The following is an 18,305-nucleotide window of genomic DNA, read 5'->3' as shown; positions in this document are numbered from 1 at the left end:
ATTTAGTTTTTAACAATAGCAAAGTTTTACAACAAGGAGTACGAATATGTATCATTCTAAGCGAAAGATTGCCTTCATGTTTCTTGTTATAATAACCATTTTATTAGCTTTATCTACCTATAACATTTTTTATAATCTTGGTTCATTTTCTATATATAGTTGGGATGAGGCACGCCATGGAATTAGTGCTTATGAAATGATAAGAAATAGGAATTATATTGTAAATACATTTCAGTATGAAAATGATTATTGGAATTTAAAACCACCGCTTAGTTTTTGGTCGATTATGTTGGGTTATAAGTTGGTAGGCTTCAATGCATTAGGACTGAGGTTAATATCGGCAATATGTGCAATGCTGACTATTATCATGGTGACACTCTTTGTATATATAAGACATGGAAGGATCGCCTCTCTTTTATCCTTATTAACATTATCCACCTGCACTCAATTTTTAATTAATCATAGCTCAAGAACTGGTGACGCAGATTCTCTATTTGTCTTTTTATTTACATTGTCCATTTTATCTTTATTACTTTCAGAACAAAGTGATAGATGGCTCATATGTGCTGGGATTTCATTTTCATTGGCTTTTTTAACGAAAAGCTGGCATGCAGGTAATATAGCAGTCATTATGTGTTTGTATCTATTGCTTACTGAAAGGTACAAAAAAATCTCCTCCAAATTATGGATGCTTTTAGGTATCAGTATGTTTGGTCCCATTCTTATTTGGATGATAGTTAGATTTCATTATGATGGAATAGAGTTTCTTAAGACAATGATTGAATATGATTTACTAAAAAGATCAGCTGGTACCATTGAGGGACATGTCGGAAGTATTTTTTATTACGCTCAAGTATTAATTCGATTTTTCATCTTCTGGCTATTTCTTTTAGTAGGGTTGCTAGTCGTATGTATCCTAAATAAAAGCTTTTCCATTAAAGTTTTCAAGCATCCATATGTAATAGGGTTATGTTTATGGGTAATTATTCCATTGTTTTTATTTACTTTTTCCAAAACAAAAATAAGATGGTATATTACTCCTATTTATCCGCCGCTCTCAATCATGATAGGGATTTTAGCAAATAAGGTCTGGATCCAAGGGAAATGGGTGATAAGAAGTACGCTTTTGCTAACTTTTCTTTGTATTTCTACTTATTATGAAGAGAAGATTCATTCATTTATTAATGAGCCACGGAAAAATTTACAGCAGCATTTACTTGAAAAAACACGTGGAATGAGTGAAATGAAGGGGTATATTCTTTATATGTACAAACCAGACAAGCGCATCAAATGGGAACAAAATATTTTACTGACAGCAGAGTTAGTGAATGATTATAAGGTGGACGACGGAGACTTTTACTCATTTTTGAGTAATGAAAAGGCGGTTCTTTTAACAAAAAGAGAATGGGTTACGAATGAATTTATACAGTCACATCGTTTAAGGATTATCCAATCAAATAAATGGGGGTATCTATTAAAAAAAGAAGAGGAATAAAATCAGAAGCATCCGAAACTTTTTCGCATTAAAAGCGGAAAAGTTTTTTTGTTTTTGGTCAAAAAACCCCAGATTTTGTCGATATTAAAAATAAGATTATTACGTTATTATTAAATTATTAGTGAATTATTAAATTATTTTTAAATTATTAAGTTATTATTAAGTTATGATTATATCAAGAAAAGCAGAATCGCCTTGCTCATCCGCAAACCGATAGTCGATGGTGAAATTTGAAGTGCCAATTTCACTTGGAGTTAGACAAAATGGAAGTTTTATAGAATAGATGATAACTAGAGGGGACCGATCTAATGAAAAGTTTCAGTAAGGCTTTTGTTTTATCCGTTGGTATTTTTACTGGTGTTGCTTCCATGCCTTTAGGCGTTCTAGGAAGTACGAAAGTGGAGGCAAGTACTTCTATTAAACTAAATAATGTACAATTTCAAACGACCGATAATGTTTATTTACGCAGTGGTGCAGGTACACAATATAAATCGATATTAATCATTCCCAAAAATAAACTCATTAAAGTAACGGAACAAAAAGGCACTTGGTCGAAAGTGACGTATTCCTATAAATCTGGTAGTAAAACGATTACCAAAAAAGGATGGTCTGCGACTAGATATTTGAAGGAATATTATCAATACACCTCTATTAAAAGTTATTTTTTTACAAAAGCGAAGACAAAGCTCTATCCAACTCCAGATACAAAGCATAAGGAATCTTTTACTGTAGCAAGCAATGATGGTTTTTATTCCACGCAAAAAATCATCAACAGTACCGGACAAACTTGGTATCGTGTATCTTATAAAGGGAAAAATGTGTATGTAATAGGCAGTAATGTAAATACTAATTCTTTTACAAGCATCAAAACTGCCAAATATCAGGCTAAACGAAATACTTATTTGTACCAATCCTATGGCTCTGACTTTAAAACGGGCATCCAAATACCGGTAGGAGAAATATTGTCGTCTACCAAGCATATTGGGGATTGGTATGCAGTTACTTACAAAGGAACAGCAGGATATTTGTATATTGGTGATTTTTCCCCTTATAAGGACGTGCAATATCAATATATTGATACAAATCTAGACTACTATATTACTAATGGTATTACGATGTTATATTCTTCTCCAGATAGAAGTAAAACAGCTACGTTTACAGTTGGCGGCAATAATGGCTTTGCTTCCAATCAGAAGGTATTAAACAAACAAGGGGAAACATGGTATCGTGTAACATTTCAAGGACAAACAGTATATGTTAATAGCCAAGATGTTACTCTCAATTCTTTAACTAAATTGCCTGCTTCCAGTCTATTTAATACTAATTCAAATACTCCGGTATTTGCATCATTTGGACCTGATTTCGAGATCCTTACAAACATTCCTAAGGGAACAATAATAACAGCAACGGAAAAAATAGGCAATTGGTATGGTGTCACCTATAATGGAAAAAAAGGATATGTGAATAGTTCAAATATCACCGTATATCAGTCAATTGCTGAAACAGCTATAGATTCGGTAACATTTTTAACAAACTCAGTTGTCAGTCTTAATCAAGTCGCTAATGTTGCCTCTAACATAATAGCAACTATCCCTAATTCAACGGTGGTAGCGGTGACAGCAATAACCGCAAATGACTGGTATAAAGTCAGCTACAATGGAAAGATAGGATATGTTCCTAGCTCTAGCATCATGCAGGTAAAGACAGGTGATCCAATTACGAGCAGGGATAGCTATCAATTCATCGATTTACGTACACCATCACCTGTAACGGCAACGCAAATTAATGATTATGTAGCAAACTATGTAAAATCCAGCGGAAAACCGAGCGTTTTGACAGGGAAGGGCCAGGCTTTCATTGATGCAGGCAAAAAGTATGGAATAAATGCTCTCTATCTAGCTGCACATGCGATCCATGAGAGTGGCTTTGGAACTTCTGCTATTTCCATTGGCAAAAACAATTTATTTGGTTTTGGATCGTACGATATTACACCATTTGTCGCATCATACCGCTTTCCAACAGTGGATCTCTGTATTGAATATATTGCTAGTCAATTAAAATCTACTTATTTGAATCCGAGTAATTGGAAATACAATGGAGCATATCTAGGATTCTCTACAAAAACTATGGATAATACTCGAATTGATGCAAATAGTGAAGGAATGAATTTCTATTATGCCAGTGATCCAAATTGGGGCTATGCTATTGCAAATATCATGCAGAAAATTCTTCCATACGATAAGAACTATTATAGTAAAGCCAAAATTGATACAACACAACTACCGGTAGTACCGACACCTAATTGTAGCGATGTGTTTCCTCTTAATACGCAGGCTATTAGTAATACAGATATTGTATTAAACAGTGCTAAAGGTGCAAGTGATAAAGCTAAAACACTGAAAAAAGGCTCTATCTTTACACTGCTCGAAAAAACGAATGACTACTGGATAAAGGTACAGGTTGGCAATACTACTTATTGGACAAGTGCCATTAAGTTTGATAAGTATAATAACTATATGACAGTTAAAAACTTATTCCGAACAACTGCATCATTAAATATACGAAAGGACCCGTATAGTTCCGTTAATAATATTATTTCAGTTTTAAATATGAACGCTTATGTATCTGTCGTTGTAAAAGCAGATGGAACATTATCAATGGATTCCTCTAAGTCATGGTATCAAGTATATCTTCCTGATGGTTCTACTGGATGGGTAAGTGCAACATATGTTGTTCAAGAGCTGCAAAAGGCTGTAGGTAAATAATAAATATATTTGTAAAAGCGGGAAACCTTATGGTCCCGCTTTTTTTCTTTAACGAAAAAATTTATCATGTGAGCTGGTTATATACCTGTAATATCAAACTAGGAGAACCACCAACTCAATGCCACATAAAATAGGACAAAAATTTTAAGGGTGAGGTGAATACTTCTTTAATTTAATTATTATTAATGACACACAAACAATCACCAACGCAACTCCAATACTCAAGAATAAACCTGGCCTTATTTCATTTTCTAATATAGTGCCGGCTATAGCAGCTACAATAAAAATGCAGCCAATAACAGACAATATTTTTTCCCATATTTTTATTTTCAACAGCCGATATGCAGAAATAATGATAAAGAACCAATTGAACAACAGTAATATGCCTGCAGCGGTAGTAATATACTCATATATTTTCCCAGGTAATAGTAAAGCAGTTACTATAGAAACTAGAAGTCCGATTGCAGCAATACCGAGTGAAGGAAAAGGGAGGTCCTTCCACTTTTTCATTTTTATTGCGAAAATAGCTGGTGCATCTCCCTCGTTAGCTAATGTAACTAGAAGTTGGGTAACGCCAAATAGAGACGCCGTCATTGTAGAAAATCCTGCAATAATAATCACACTGTTAAACACATGTGGGAAGAAGGGAAGATGATAGTCTTCCATTACTTTTACAAATGGACTTTCTTCCTCATTAAAGGCTTGATAGGATTCCATACAGACAGCAAGTCCTAATGAAAGCACATAGATTATTGAAAGAACCATCAACATAATTGTTCCTGCTTTTGGTGCTTCCGCTTTCTTTTTTAGCTGCATCGCCATTAGTCCTATGACTTCGATTCCGCCAAATGCATAAAAAGCATAAATAAGTGCAGCGCCAAAGCCTTTCCACCCATGGGGAAAGAAGGCTTCTGTAGAACGTGGAAAGCTTGGATGATCTCCATTTCCATTTATCCACCCGAAAAGAGCAGCTCCTGCTAATATAATAAACATGATAATAGCTGCTGTTTTTAGAATAGCTGATATATTTTCAATTTTGTCAAAGCCCTTTGTTCCTAATAAGACTACGATGACAGAAAGAATTGCATATCCTGCTGAAAATAACCATAATGGAACCTGATTGAACCAAAATCTGGAAAGAATCGATAAAGCAGTTAATTGGCTACCCATAATGAGGATATTCGAACACCAATAATTCCAACCGCATGAAAATCCAGCCCAATTTCCATATGCTTTTTTCGCATAATAACAGAAGGAACCTGGATGCGGATCTTCAGCCGTCATTTTAGCTAGCAGATTGAAAACAATATAGGTGCCAATTGCCGCTAATATAAAAGAAATGACTATGGATGGACCCGTTGTTTTAATACCAATGCTGGAACCGAGAAAATATCCTGTTCCAATCGTACAGCCGACACCAATTAAAGATAGCTGCCACCAAGCTAAATCTCCGTGCTGATCCATCTTGTCCCCATTCGTTGCTTGTATGCTCTTTTTCCGCAATCAAAAACCTCCTTATTTCTAGTATTACTGTTTGCAAAAGGAGGTTTGCTTATGTAAGAAAGGCTGATTTTGTATAAGTGTTACTTTTCGTACTTTGTATAAATTCCTAATAGTTTCGGGGCATCTTTCCATAAATAGATGTCCCATTCTTAGCTAAATGAAATAACTTATAAGATTTACGATTACAAAATCAACAAAGATTAAGCTTTAAAACACTCACTTTAGAAAACTAATGCTTTTATCCCTTGACTTCCAAAATAGATTCCAAATGCAATCATGGAAATACCGGACAAATAAGAGATAATCTTGAGGAAGCGTGTATGCAAAAATTTCCTTGATCCACTGGAAAGAATAGCGATAACAACATCCCAAAGTGTTAAGCCTAGAAAAATCATGCTTGTACAAATGACAGTTTCAACCGGCCTATATTTGGTGACTATTTTGGCGAGGACTGAGCCGTATATTCCAATCCAAAACATGATCGTTAATGGATTGGTAATGGACATGAAGAAGCCTGTTAAAAAACACTTAAATAAAGAATCTTTATTCCGATTAAGGTCGAATGTTAACTTATTTCCACTTATGATGCCTTCGATTCCTGTATAAATTAAAACGAATGCTCCGAAAAGCCATAAAAACACTTTGATAAACTGGATATTTAAGAAAAAGGAAAATCCTAAATAAACTGCGAGCATAAAAATACCATCAGCCATTACGGCTCCGGCTCCAACTATCCAAGCATGAAAAAATCCATTCTTAATTCCTTTATCTATTTGTGCAGAATTAACCGGACCTATTGGTGCCGCTAAAGTTAATCCTAAAAAGACATAACTAAGTAGTAACCCTCCGCTTAACAACAGAAATCCCCTCCGAGTGTGAACTTGTACATTTTATGTGAAAGGTTAAGTTTATAAAACAAATTTCTTGTTGGAAGGTTATGTTTATTAAGAGCCACTTGTTTACATATGAGTGTTTTTAATCGAATGATTATTAATAAACATGTGCATGAGGAGTGGTTCACTACCATCAACATATCTTTTAACAAAACCTAAGATTTTGAGAGCTAAGAAAGGTCTAAATAATCCTTCTGAAAAATACACATCCTAATTGCATTGTGGTATGTCCCATCCACGAAGAATTCATCTTGAAATTCCCCTTCTTCATGAAACCCAACTTTTTTATATATATGGATCGCCTTTTCATTAGACGAATCAACAATGAGATAAAGCTTGTGCATGTTTAACACGGAAAAAGCATAGTCCATCGCCATTTTAGTAGCAGTAAAGGAATAGCCGTGATTTTGATGTTTTGGATCAATAATAATCTGAAATTCCGCCCGTCTATGTATATAATCTATTTCCACTAATTCCACGAGCCCAATCATTTCATCCTCTTTCTCTAAAATAAATCTTCGTTCACCCTGATCATGTATATGCTTGTCATAAAGATCCTGAAGCTCAACAAAAGCTTCATACGGTTCTTCAAACCAATAAGACATGATTTTTGCATTGTTATTGAGTTTATGAATAAATTCTAGATCTTCTCTTTCTAGCGGTCTTAGTCTAATGTCAATGCTCATTCCATTAATCCTCCATTTGCACGAGTTACGATAACATTAATATGACATAAACCGTTAATTCCAATACATTATGTTTCTTTCAAAAAGTATCTGCTAAACATTTCTCGAAATATGTCGAAATAATGGATAAGAGATATTTTATACTATATTTAACAAGGAGATATGCACTTCATGAGATGGACCATTCAAAAAAGGATATTATCGGGTTTTATAGGGGTTTTGATATTACTTGTAATATTAGCAGGAATTTCCTATTACGAATTGTCAGCTGTAGATAAAACGTATAGCGACTTATTAACAGAAAAATCCCAACAAGTCGATTTAGCGGATCGTCTGGAAACGCAGTATTTTAAGCAAAGCGCGAGTATTCGAGGTTACCTGCTAACAAGTAGTCCTACATATTACAATCAATATCAAGTTGCAGACGGTGATTTCGAAGACACCATGAAAAAGCTAAGCAATTATATTAAAAGTTCTCTTGGAAAACAACTTTATAGTAAAGTAGCAGATACAGATGATCAGTTTACTGCAGCAGTGGAGCATCAAGTACAATTAAAAAATGAAAATAAATTAGACGAACTTACTTTGTACACGACAAGTACAGTAAAGGATATAACATTATCCTTTCAACAAAGTATTGAAGCACTTGCGAAATACCAACATGATGAACTATTGAAGACTAATAGAGAAACAACTGAAAAAGTCCATAAAATTCAAATGTTGCTTATCACCATATCCGTTATTACTTTCATCATTGCGATTATTATCGCTATTATTATGGGGCAAATGATTTCTAGGCCAATTAAAAAAGTGTCTGAAAAAATGAAAGTCGTTGCAAATGGCGATTTAAGTGTGGATCCGTTAAAGATAAAATCTAAGAATGAACTTGGTGACTTAGCAAATTCTTTCAACAAAATGGTTCAAGATCTTTCAACCGTTGTCCGCAATGTCGCCGACTCTAGTTTGCAGGTTGCTTCAAGCTCAGAACAGCTTACTGCTAGTGCTCAACAAAGTACAAGTGCTGCAGAGCAAGTGACTCGTGTTATTACAGAAAATGCGGAAGGGACGGAGACTCAGCTAAGAACCTTCAAAGAAATGACTGCCTCGGTAAACGAAATGGCGGAGGGCATGGATCAAATTGCTGATGCAAGTGAGGAAATGCTACATTCTGCAGAAGAAACTCGGGCACTTTCCAACCAAGGTGCAGAATCAATTGCAAATGTGGTCACGCAAATGAATGAAATCCATGTTTCGGTTAAAGAAGCAACAACAATTATTCACACACTAGGAAAGCGTTCTGATGAAATTAGAAGGATTACCGATATTATCACTGGGATTGCCGAACAAACCAATCTTTTGGCATTAAACGCAGCTATTGAAGCAGCTCGCGCTGGTGAACAAGGAAAAGGATTTGCAGTCGTTGCCGATGAAGTTCGAAAATTAGCAGAGGAATCAAGCAGATCTTCAGACCAAATTTCCAAAATGATTACAATCATTCAAGAGGAAACGAACAATGCTGTATTATCGATGGAGTCTGGAAATGAAAAAGTGCAAACAGGCTTATCCTATACGAACGAAGCGAATGATTCATTTACTAGAATTGCGAAATCAATTGATAATGTAACGGGCAAGGTAACAGATGTATCAGCATCTGTGGAGGAAATCCAAGCTATCACCACACAAATTGTTTCCGCAATGCAAAATGCCAAGGGAGTTACCGAGCAGGTTGCAGCTGGCAGTCAGGAAAATGCAGCGGCTTCCGAGGAACAGTTAGCAACAATGCAAGAAATCACAAGTTCTGCCGAATCCCTATCCCATTTAGCGGATGAACTGCAGGTTGTTATATCAAAGTTCAAATTAAGTAAATAAAAAGTGCATCAAAAGGTCGTTGTTTTTGGCAGCGACCTTTTGCGCACTCTTTTTGAAAAGGTAAGAAAGTATAAATTTTTTATCATATAGATTGTTTTATTAGTGTTGTCTCTGTCTAGCTCCAGCGCCTATCGGCTAGCGGATTTCTCCGTCTCCTCCCTACGATAAGTCAACATCAGGTGAAATTGGAAGTACAAATTTCACTCGGTGAAAATGGTAGTTCAATTTTCAATAGCTCGTGAACTACCTCAGCACGGTTTCCTTTATCTCAGTCGAAGACTACGAAATCCGTACGCTAGAGCTGCGGCGCTTGCGCTTTTCTTAGTTCAACCTGTTAAAATGTCTTCGTTCGGATAGCGAATGCTTGATGGTTCCGATTTTGCGATGGATACAGCAAGGGTTAATGGTCCGAGTTTGCCCATAAACATCATCATCACAATAATAAGCTTACCGATTATAGTTAGCTTAGTAGTTAATCCCATTGTAAGACCAACTGTTCCAAATGCCGAAATAACTTCGAATAGAATCACAAGAAATGATGCTTTTTCCGTTAGACACAATATAAACACGGACAGTAAAATGCCAAGTATTGCAATGCTAGAAATCGCTAATGACTTTAATAATATTGCATTTGTAATAGAACGTTTCGCTATTACAATATCCTTTTTTCCTTTTATAAAAGTCATAACAGCAACGACAATGACGATGAAAGTGGTTAATTTAATCCCACCTCCCGTTGATGCACTGCCCGCTCCTACAAACATTAGCAATAAGAATAATAATGCAGTAGGTTGTTTTAAACCACTAAGATCGATGGTTTCAAATCCAGCAGTTCTTGTTGTTACCGCTTGGAAATAGGAACCCCATATTTTATCTGGAGTAGATAGATGACCTAATGTAAGTGGATTATGATACTCCAGAATAAAAATAATTATTGTTGCGAGTAAATTTGTCGCAATTGTCCCGATAATCATGATCTTCGAGTGCAGACTGAGTTTCCGGAAGCTTTTTTTATACCAAATATCAGAAATGACAGTAAACCCAATTCCACCAAGGATTATGAGAGCGGTAATGCCAATATTTACGATTGGATCGCCAACATACCCGATTAAATTATTTGACCATTGTGCAAATCCCGCATTATTAAATGCAGATATGGAATGGAAAAAACTATAAAAGGCACCTTTCCACAATCCGTACTCCGGGATCCATCTAATAGATAAAAACAACATGAAGATAAATTCAATCCCGAAGGAAAACAGAAAAAGGTTGCGAACAAGCTTAATGACACCACCTATCGATGTTTGGTTTAAGCTTTGCTGGATGAGAATGCGTTCTTTTAAGCCAATCTTTTTTCCGAGCATGATAAAAATTAACAATGCAAATGAAACGATTCCTAAACCGCCCAGTTGAATTAAGCTTATAATGACAAATTGACCAAACAATGTATATTCCTTTGCAGAATCAATTGTAGAAAGACCAGTCACCGTCATTGCAGATGTTGCGGTAAATAAAGCATCCACCCATCGAACGTAATGGAAGGATGCAATCGGTAATTTTAAAAGACAAGTTCCTATAAGAATTGCTGTAAAAAATACTAAAATGAGTAGCTGGGCAGGGTTAAGGTGAATAACTCTTGCATTTATTTTAGACACCTTCTTCCTCTAACCTCGTTATATCATCGTTTTTGCCAATAACAATCAATACATCCCCTCTATAAATCTTGTCATCTGCCATAGGAGAAACAACTATTTCCGTACCTCTTTTAATAGCGACAATATTACATCCATATTTCGCTCGGACATCGAGTTCGGCTAATGTGCGAAGATTGATTTTCTCGGTTGCCATGATTTCAACAATGCCATATTCCTTCGAAAGTTCGATATAATCTAATATTTTTTCTGAAACAATATGATGGGCAATTCTTTTTGCCATATCTCTTTCGGGATTAATGATTCTATCAACACCGATTTTCTCTAATACTTTTTCATGATACGCATTTTGAGCCTTTGCCCAAACTTCTTTGACCCCCATATCTTTTAATAATAATGAAGTAAGAATACTTGCTTCAATATCATCCCCAAAGGATACAAAAACTAAGTCAAAATTGCGGACTCCTAAGTTTTTTAAAGTTATCTCATCAATTGTATTTGCTTGCACTACAGCAGTTGCAAATTGTGCAAGCTCATTCACTTTATCAATATCTTTATCTACAGCGAGTACTTCAGTTGATAATTTGTTAAACTCCCTCACTAAATTTCCGCCAAAGCGACCTAATCCAAAAACAGCAAATTGTTTTTTCTTCATTTCTAATCCTCTCCTGATTATCAACAATTTTTATGTATTTTTCCCTTTTGCTTAATTCTTATGAAAATGGGATAACCTTCTAGTGTATCCAACTTTAACAATATCATATATGAATGGTTAATTGTTGCAAAAAGTGGAATTTTTTGATACCATTAATGATAATTGAATATGAACGTGTAATATTGGAGGAGCCTGTCATATAGGGCTCCTTTTTGCGTTTTTTAGGAATGATTTTATTTTATTGATAAAAAATAACATTGTATTTAGTAAGAAAAGGGGATGTATATGCCTAACGAAGCGATTTTTGCTGTTATTATTTTTCTATTAACTTACGGGTTAATTATTTCAGAAAAGATTCATCGAACCATTATTGCCATGATTGGTGGCGGATTAATGGTTTTACTTGGGATCGTGGATCAAGAATCTGCTATTCATCATATTGATTTTAATACAATCGGTTTGTTAATTGGGATGATGATTATTGTTTCGATTACAGCTGAAACAGGAGTCTTTAAATTTATTGCCATTTGGTCCGCCAAAAAAGTAAAAGGAAGACCGCTTTCCATTTTAATTGTTTTATCAATCATCACAGCGGTCGGTTCGGCGTTTCTAGATAATGTAACGACGGTGCTCCTCATGGTTCCCATAACATTTAGTATCACAAGACAGCTTAGTATTAATCCGATGCCATTTCTTATTTCGGAAATACTGATGTCTAATATTGGTGGAACGGCAACGATGATCGGAGATCCGCCAAATATAATGATCGGTAGCGCTGTTGAATCGATCACCTTTATGGATTTCATTACAAATTTGGCTCCTATCGTGATGCTGATCATGGTAGTTACCATGATATTATTGATACTCTTTTATCGAAAGGGGCTTCATGTCACAGATGAGATAAGAGAGAGGATTATGCAGCTTAATGAAAGAGATGAAATTACGGATAGAACGCTCATGATAAAATCGTTAGCGGTAATGGGACTAACGATCATAGGTTTCTTTATACACCAAATAATCGGTGTTGAATCAGCAACAATTGCTTTAATGGGTGCATTTCTTTTATTAATAATGGCGGGAGAAAGTTATCTTGAAAATGCATTAACTAAAGTGGAATGGACTACTATTTTCTTCTTTATCGGGCTCTTTGTCCTTGTTTCAGGTCTTGTCGAGACGGGAGTTATTGCAAAGGTTGCTTCGTATGCAATTAATTTAACTGGTGGACAGGAGACGGCTACATCCTTTCTGATTCTTTGGTTAAGTGCGATAGCATCAGCATTTGTGGACAATATTCCCTTTGTTGCAACCATGATTCCGCTAATTGAACAAATGGGGACCCTTGGCATTCATGATTTGGAGCCGATTTGGTGGAGCTTAGCTTTAGGCGCATGCCTTGGAGGCAATGGAACATTAATTGGTGCGAGCGCCAACCTCATTGTTGCCGGTATGGCTGGGAAGGAAGGCTATAAGATTTCCTTTATCAAATTTGCCCTCATCGGACTACCAATTATGTTCATCAGTGTCGCGATTTCCATGGTCTATATTTATATCAGATATCTTTAATAGTGCTAGACACCCGAAAAATAAAAAAACCAATGAAACATTGGTTTTTTTTGTAAGTCTATTCATTAATCGTCATCATCATCATGGTCGTGATCGTGATGATGGTGGTGATGCATTTTATCCCAGTGAGTGAGAGGACCATGTTCTTTTATTTCTTTAGAATGCTCATCTATCATTTCAAGGATCTTATTGCCCTTTTCTTTTGGCAGAACACCGTATTCCATATACTTTATAATAAGCTGTTTTTTCTTACTTAGTATATCAAGATGCATTTTAGTTAATTCTGCTTGTTGTTGCTTTGTTAGCTTAACAGCCTGTTTTTGGTGATCAGCATTTAGTGGTTCTGCATGAACAGGAAGCCCTAAAATGAGTAAGAATAGTGGCACTATTAATAATGCCTTCATTTTGATTAACACGTAGTTCATCTCCTTTTCTAATAGAATATTTATATACTCTGCAATTTTTATAAAATGATGCATTTTTTGTAAAAAAATATGGAAAAAAATTTATAATCCTAAAGTACTATAAAATGTGCATTATTTTGGTAAAAAAATTGATAATTTTTCCTAAAAAGTATATAATTAAAATATACTAATAATTAAAATAACGATAATGGCAAACTTATTGAAAAATAAGGACGCAAAGCTACGGGCCTAAGGTAAATTACTATGGTAGCCGGGTTACCGAAAAATGAGAAAATACTTTAAGAGGTAGTTTCGTTTTCGGACTACCTCTTTTCTATTTATAAGGATCTTTTCTTAAACTTTATTGTTTTTGTATATAGAAGCCTCTGGTATTGACTATATTTTTTTAAATGAATACATTTTTTTAGAAAAGATGCCCCGAAAGGTAAACCTTGTTAAGAATTTAAAACAAATTACGAAAAGTACCATTTAATAAGTAATGCCATTAAACAATCTTGGGGGAGAAGGCATGATAGGCTTTGGTATTGGCATTGTTGGACTTATCATCGGAGTGATTTATTCAGAACCGTTAAAAAGAAAGGTATTGAAAAGATTTTACGAGAATACAGAAAATGAAAAACGGATCTACAATCTAGTGGAAAGTTCAAAAGACATTATTTATTATTGCGATGTAAAACCACAGCTGAAATATCGATATATAAGTCCTGCATTAGATGATATGTTGCGACCTAATCTTGTAAAAGATAGTATAAAAAATCCTTACACAGTCTTCGAAATTATTCATCCTGATGACTCTCATATTTTAAAGAAAAAAGTATCTGGAGAAATTGATTTTAATAAACCGATTGTTATGCGATGGAAGGATCAACATGGTATGTACAAATGGTTTGAGGAATATTCAACCCCGATATACATGAACGGCGAAATCGTTGCCATTCAGGGGATTATTCGAAATATCGATGAAAAAGTACTCTTACAACAGGAACTAGAATATAAAATTGAACATGATGCAATTACAGGTATATATAATCGTACTTTTTTTGAAAAGCAGAAGAGAATTTATAATGAAGAAACAGATGAATCCGTTGCTATCATATTATGTGATCTGGATGAATTGAAATGGATGAATGATAATTATGGGCACCAAATGGGTGATAAATTGATCATTCAAACATCGAAACTACTTGATAGTTTTTCCAATGAAACGGTTCTGCTTTCAAGAATCGGAGGAGATGAATTTGCCTTTCTGTTAACGAAAATCGATCTTATTTCTTTGTGCGATTTTACAGAAAATTTACGAAAAGAAGTTGCAAACTACAATATGAAACATCCTAATTTCATGATTAAAATTTCAATTGGTTATGCTTATGAAGTCTCATCTATTGGGAAGATGGATGAACTATTTATTAGGGCTGATCAAAACATGTATAAAGAGAAAAATATTCGTAAACCGGTTGAGATTAAAGCTTGAATAAGAAAGGCAGCTTGTAGCGAACAAGCTGCCTTTCGATCTGATTAACATGGAAATTACAAGGAATCCATTCGATAGAATTAGAGATTCGCTTGACTAAAATAAGCATGAATAAACTTTCTCAACCTGTTATACTCCTTCGAAATCGGCTCTGCTTTCTCATTTGCTAAAGAATCGAGAGCACTTTCAACCAAATAGTGGCGAGGGTGCCTAGATTGCAGCATTTCTTCCTGAACAAAGTCCAGTAATTCTATCCACTTCAACTGTTGCTGCTCCACATGAAGATCTTTTCTAATCATTATTTTTAAATCATTAATTGATTGTTCAAGAGTATTTCTGAAGTTTCTAAGGTCATCGTTAGAAGTAGGAAACCAAGCTGCCATTAGCTCAGGGTCATATAATTGATCCCCGTTAGATGCTACTTCTTCAACCATGTTTGAAAGACGGTTCATACAGTAACGGATCACTTGATGAATGGTAAGTCCTGGTTGTTTTTGCTTAAAGAAATAATGAAAATAATGATGTAGCATACCTGTAAACATGATAGTGCAATCTAACAAGTATGGCCTCTTACTTTCTCCAAAAATATCAACAAGACGATGAAAAGTCCAATTAAGCTGTGATGATTGCGCTTTTTTTAAAAAATCCTTAAAATCAACGTCATTTGATACAAATACTTCTTCAAATAAAGCAAACAGCTTACTTTGTTTATTTAATTTTATTTGCAGCTCGAGTTGTTTAATAAATATATCAATATTCGATCGTTCTTTCCCAATCAAAAGTTTATTTCGTTCTATTTCTAATTTTTCTTGAACGGAATGAAAAATAGCCATAAGTAATTCATTTTTTGAAGAAAAATAATTATAAAAAGTGCCTTTTGAAATACCACTATATTCTAAAATATCCTGTATAGATGTAGATTGAAATCCTTTTTCGATAAATAGCTGATGAGCTAATTTGATGACATGCTGCTTTCGATCATTCATTTAAATCACCTTAAAATAAAATTAGACTCATGGTCTAACTTAATACTATCGTAAATGAATATTGAAAACAAACCTAATAAATGACAGGAATTTTTAGTTGCAAAAATAGAACGATGGGTTTAATATATTCATTATGCTTTAACGATTTGTATAAAAAAATGGACTATTGGTTCATTGAGGGGAGATAAGAAGTGGAAACAACTTTAGAGACGAAAAAACCTCCATATGGGATTATTGTCATTCTTTTAATTGGAGCGTTTATTTCTATATTAAATGAAACACTATTAAATATTGCACTACCGTCTATTAGGAAAAGCTTTGATGTTACCATGCCAACAGTACAATGGCTTGCTACAGGTTACATGCTTGTGAATGGGGTCTTGATCCCCGCAACAGCATTTCTTATTCAAAGGTATTCAGTCCGTAGACTATTTTTAGTCGCAATGAGTTTATTTACGATAGGTACAATTGTAGCTGGTTTTTCACCAGAATTTTGGGTTCTTCTTGTTGGACGTCTTGTTCAAGCATCAGGTTCAGCTATTATGATGCCATTATTAATGAATGTGATGTTAACTTCATTCCCTATTGAAAAAAGGGGAGCTGCAATGGGGTTATTTGGATTAGTAATGGTTTTTGCTCCGGCAATTGGACCTACTTTGTCTGGATGGATTGTAGAGCACTACTCTTGGAGAACACTTTTCCATGTCGTGATGCCAATAGCTATTTTGGTTGTAATCCTTGCCTTCTTCCTTTTAAAAGATAAAAAGGAAAAAGTGAATATTAACCTTGATCCATTATCGTTTATTTTATCATCGATCGGATTTGGAGGAATTCTTTACGGATTTAGCTCCGCTGGTGATAAAGCTTGGAGTTCTCCAGAAGTGTATGTAACACTAATTGTTGGTGGAATTTCATTAATTTGCTTTATATGTCGTCAATTTATGATTCCAACACCTATGTTGGAGTTTAGGGTATATAAATATCCGATGTTCTTATTATCATCAGCTATTTCTGTGGTGCTAATGATGGCGATGTTCTCAGCCATGCTATTATTGCCAATGTATATTCAAACTATCAGAGGAATCTCACCACTCAAATCAGGTTTAATGATGCTACCCGGGGCACTATTAATGGGAATCATGTCCCCAATTACAGGGAAGCTGTTTGATAAATTTGGTGGTAGAGTTTTAGCGATTACTGGATTAGGAATCACTATTATTACAACTTATTTCTTCAGTACCTTAACATTAACCACTACGTATACGGAATTAATATTACTTTATACTGCTCGTATGTTTGGAATGTCGATGGTAATGATGCCAGTTATGACAAATGGATTAAATCAATTACCACAACACCTAAATCCACACGGTACGGCAATGAACAATACGTTACAGCAAGTATCCGGTGCAATTGGTTCAGCACTATTGATAACAGTAATGTCAAATCGTGCTAAAACACATATTCATGACTTAGGCGCTGCAGCTATGAAAAAACTAACTAGTCAACCTGATGCTGCACAAATGGCTGCAATGAACAAACATATTGCTTTGCAAGGAATGGTAGAAGGCATAAATGATTCCTTCAAAATATCGATTTGTATCGCTTTAGTTGCCTTTATTCTTGCCTTCTTTATGAAGCGTGTGAAACCAGCGGGTGTAGTAACGCAAGATAAGGATGCAAAACAAACATTTACGAAACAAGCAACAGAAAATTAAGAGATGCTAAGAACAGACAATTTTAATAACGTTGTCATTTTAGAACTATTAACAATCAAATAATATAGTAAAACACACTGGTTTTCACACTTGAAATCGCAGTGTGTTTTTTTTATTGCAATAGCCTGGATAGGTGATCGAAAATGCGCTTCGTTTGAGCCTTCATTACGGTAACTAAAAGTCTGGTTAAAATACCGGAAATGCGTTTGCACCTCCATTAGGGTCCCCAAAAGCCTGGATAGGTGACCGAAAATGCGCTTGCACCTCCATTAAGGTAACCAAAAGCCTGGATAGGTGACCGAAAATGCGCTTGCACCTCCATTAAGGTAACCAAAAGCCTAGTTAGGATACCGAAAATGCGCTTGCACCTCCACTACGGTCCCCAAATGCTTCGATAGGTTACCCAAAATGTTCGATTAAACTAATTTTAGTCGTCAAGCCTATATGTGATTTGTCATGAAAATTTTGTGGGTTAGGACTCTGCTAAATGAGTCAGTTATTTTTCCTGTTTTTTCTCATTTCACCATAAAAGTGCCCGTTGCTTGATATGATTGTTTTTAACGAAGTACCTAGCATCCGTTTGAACTTTCTTCCTCTATTACCAGTCCATTCATTAAAAGAAAT

General features: G+C 35.0%; 13 protein-coding genes and 1 riboswitch. Of the genes, 6 read left to right on the top strand and 7 right to left on the bottom strand.

What is annotated here, in order from left to right; genetic code table 11:
• The first annotated feature begins 46 nt into the window (after positions 1-46).
• Positions 47-1,495, top strand: a complete 1,449-nt coding sequence (locus AC3WJF_RS02345; protein ID WP_492449485.1) for an ArnT family glycosyltransferase — start codon at positions 47-49, stop codon at positions 1,493-1,495.
• Positions 1,496-1,803: 308 nt separating this feature from the next.
• Positions 1,804-4,260 carry an SH3 domain-containing protein gene (locus AC3WJF_RS02340; protein ID WP_492449484.1) on the top strand — a complete coding sequence of 819 codons (2,457 nt, stop codon included), beginning with the start codon at positions 1,804-1,806 and terminating at the stop codon, positions 4,258-4,260.
• A gap of 144 nt (positions 4,261-4,404) precedes the next feature.
• Here the strand turns inward: AC3WJF_RS02340 and AC3WJF_RS02335 are convergent, their stop codons facing one another.
• From AC3WJF_RS02335 to speG, 3 genes are all read right to left on the bottom strand, one after another.
• Complete coding sequence (locus tag AC3WJF_RS02335; RefSeq protein ID WP_492449500.1) at positions 4,405-5,724, bottom strand: amino acid permease; 1,320 nt, start codon at positions 5,722-5,724, stop codon at positions 4,405-4,407.
• A gap of 260 nt (positions 5,725-5,984) precedes the next feature.
• Positions 5,985-6,620, bottom strand: a complete 636-nt coding sequence (locus tag AC3WJF_RS02330) for a LysE family transporter (protein WP_492449483.1) — start codon at positions 6,618-6,620, stop codon at positions 5,985-5,987.
• Between the two features lie 206 nt (positions 6,621-6,826).
• On the bottom strand, positions 6,827-7,342 hold the full coding sequence (gene speG / locus AC3WJF_RS02325) for a spermidine N1-acetyltransferase (RefSeq protein ID WP_492449482.1): 516 nt from the start codon (positions 7,340-7,342) through the stop codon (positions 6,827-6,829).
• A gap of 171 nt (positions 7,343-7,513) precedes the next feature.
• On the opposite strand from speG, the gene AC3WJF_RS02320 reads away from it, so the two are divergent.
• Positions 7,514-9,211, top strand: coding sequence for a methyl-accepting chemotaxis protein (locus AC3WJF_RS02320; RefSeq protein WP_492449481.1), 1,698 nt, complete (start codon positions 7,514-7,516; stop codon positions 9,209-9,211).
• Between the two features lie 326 nt (positions 9,212-9,537).
• Here the strand turns inward: AC3WJF_RS02320 and AC3WJF_RS02315 are convergent, their stop codons facing one another.
• Together AC3WJF_RS02315 and AC3WJF_RS02310 are read right to left on the bottom strand one after the other, a co-directional pair.
• Entirely contained in the window at positions 9,538-10,857 is a 1,320-nt protein-coding gene (locus tag AC3WJF_RS02315) for a TrkH family potassium uptake protein (RefSeq protein WP_492449499.1), read from the bottom strand.
• Between the two features lies 1 nt (position 10,858).
• On the bottom strand, positions 10,859-11,518 hold the full coding sequence (locus tag AC3WJF_RS02310; RefSeq protein ID WP_492449480.1) for a potassium channel family protein: 660 nt from the start codon (positions 11,516-11,518) through the stop codon (positions 10,859-10,861).
• A 285-nt stretch (positions 11,519-11,803) separates the two neighbouring features.
• On the opposite strand from AC3WJF_RS02310, the gene AC3WJF_RS02305 reads away from it, so the two are divergent.
• Complete coding sequence (locus AC3WJF_RS02305) at positions 11,804-13,081, top strand: ArsB/NhaD family transporter (protein ID WP_492449479.1); 1,278 nt, start codon at positions 11,804-11,806, stop codon at positions 13,079-13,081.
• Positions 13,082-13,146: 65 nt separating this feature from the next.
• On the opposite strand, the gene AC3WJF_RS02300 is transcribed toward AC3WJF_RS02305, so the two are convergent.
• A complete protein-coding gene (locus AC3WJF_RS02300; RefSeq protein ID WP_492449478.1) occupies positions 13,147-13,497 on the bottom strand; it encodes a DUF2680 domain-containing protein in 351 nt (116 codons plus the stop codon).
• Positions 13,498-13,685: 188 nt separating this feature from the next.
• A riboswitch (cyclic di-GMP riboswitch) is annotated at positions 13,686-13,769 on the top strand.
• A 245-nt stretch (positions 13,770-14,014) separates the two neighbouring features.
• Here AC3WJF_RS02300 and AC3WJF_RS02295 point away from each other — a divergent pair.
• On the top strand, positions 14,015-14,977 hold the full coding sequence (locus AC3WJF_RS02295) for a sensor domain-containing diguanylate cyclase (RefSeq protein WP_492449477.1): 963 nt from the start codon (positions 14,015-14,017) through the stop codon (positions 14,975-14,977).
• An 80-nt stretch (positions 14,978-15,057) separates the two neighbouring features.
• Here the strand turns inward: AC3WJF_RS02295 and AC3WJF_RS02290 are convergent, their stop codons facing one another.
• Entirely contained in the window at positions 15,058-15,963 is a 906-nt protein-coding gene (locus AC3WJF_RS02290; protein ID WP_492449476.1) for a TetR/AcrR family transcriptional regulator, read from the bottom strand.
• A gap of 191 nt (positions 15,964-16,154) precedes the next feature.
• Between AC3WJF_RS02290 and AC3WJF_RS02285 the strand changes: the two genes are divergently transcribed.
• Complete coding sequence (locus AC3WJF_RS02285; protein WP_492449475.1) at positions 16,155-17,681, top strand: DHA2 family efflux MFS transporter permease subunit; 1,527 nt, start codon at positions 16,155-16,157, stop codon at positions 17,679-17,681.
• The last annotated feature ends 624 nt before the right edge of the window (positions 17,682-18,305 follow it).

It is taken from the genome of Heyndrickxia sp. FW510-T9 (assembly GCF_058781025.1).
This window is presented reverse-complemented; position numbering and strand designations above follow the sequence as displayed.

What these genes read in the sequence shown, in the direction of transcription:
- AC3WJF_RS02345 (WP_492449485.1), top strand. Translation starts at nt 47, where the DNA reads ATGTATCATTCTAAGCGAAAGATTGCCTTCATGTTTCTTGTTATAATA.
- AC3WJF_RS02340 (WP_492449484.1), top strand. Translation starts at nt 1,804, where the DNA reads ATGAAAAGTTTCAGTAAGGCTTTTGTTTTATCCGTTGGTATTTTTACT.
- AC3WJF_RS02335 (WP_492449500.1), bottom strand. Translation starts at nt 5,724, where the DNA reads ATGGATCAGCACGGAGATTTAGCTTGGTGGCAGCTATCTTTAATTGGT.
- speG (WP_492449482.1), bottom strand. Translation starts at nt 7,342, where the DNA reads ATGAGCATTGACATTAGACTAAGACCGCTAGAAAGAGAAGATCTAGAA.
- AC3WJF_RS02320 (WP_492449481.1), top strand. Translation starts at nt 7,514, where the DNA reads ATGAGATGGACCATTCAAAAAAGGATATTATCGGGTTTTATAGGGGTT.
- AC3WJF_RS02310 (WP_492449480.1), bottom strand. Translation starts at nt 11,518, where the DNA reads ATGAAGAAAAAACAATTTGCTGTTTTTGGATTAGGTCGCTTTGGCGGA.
- AC3WJF_RS02305 (WP_492449479.1), top strand. Translation starts at nt 11,804, where the DNA reads ATGCCTAACGAAGCGATTTTTGCTGTTATTATTTTTCTATTAACTTAC.
- AC3WJF_RS02295 (WP_492449477.1), top strand. Translation starts at nt 14,015, where the DNA reads ATGATAGGCTTTGGTATTGGCATTGTTGGACTTATCATCGGAGTGATT.
- AC3WJF_RS02290 (WP_492449476.1), bottom strand. Translation starts at nt 15,963, where the DNA reads ATGAATGATCGAAAGCAGCATGTCATCAAATTAGCTCATCAGCTATTT.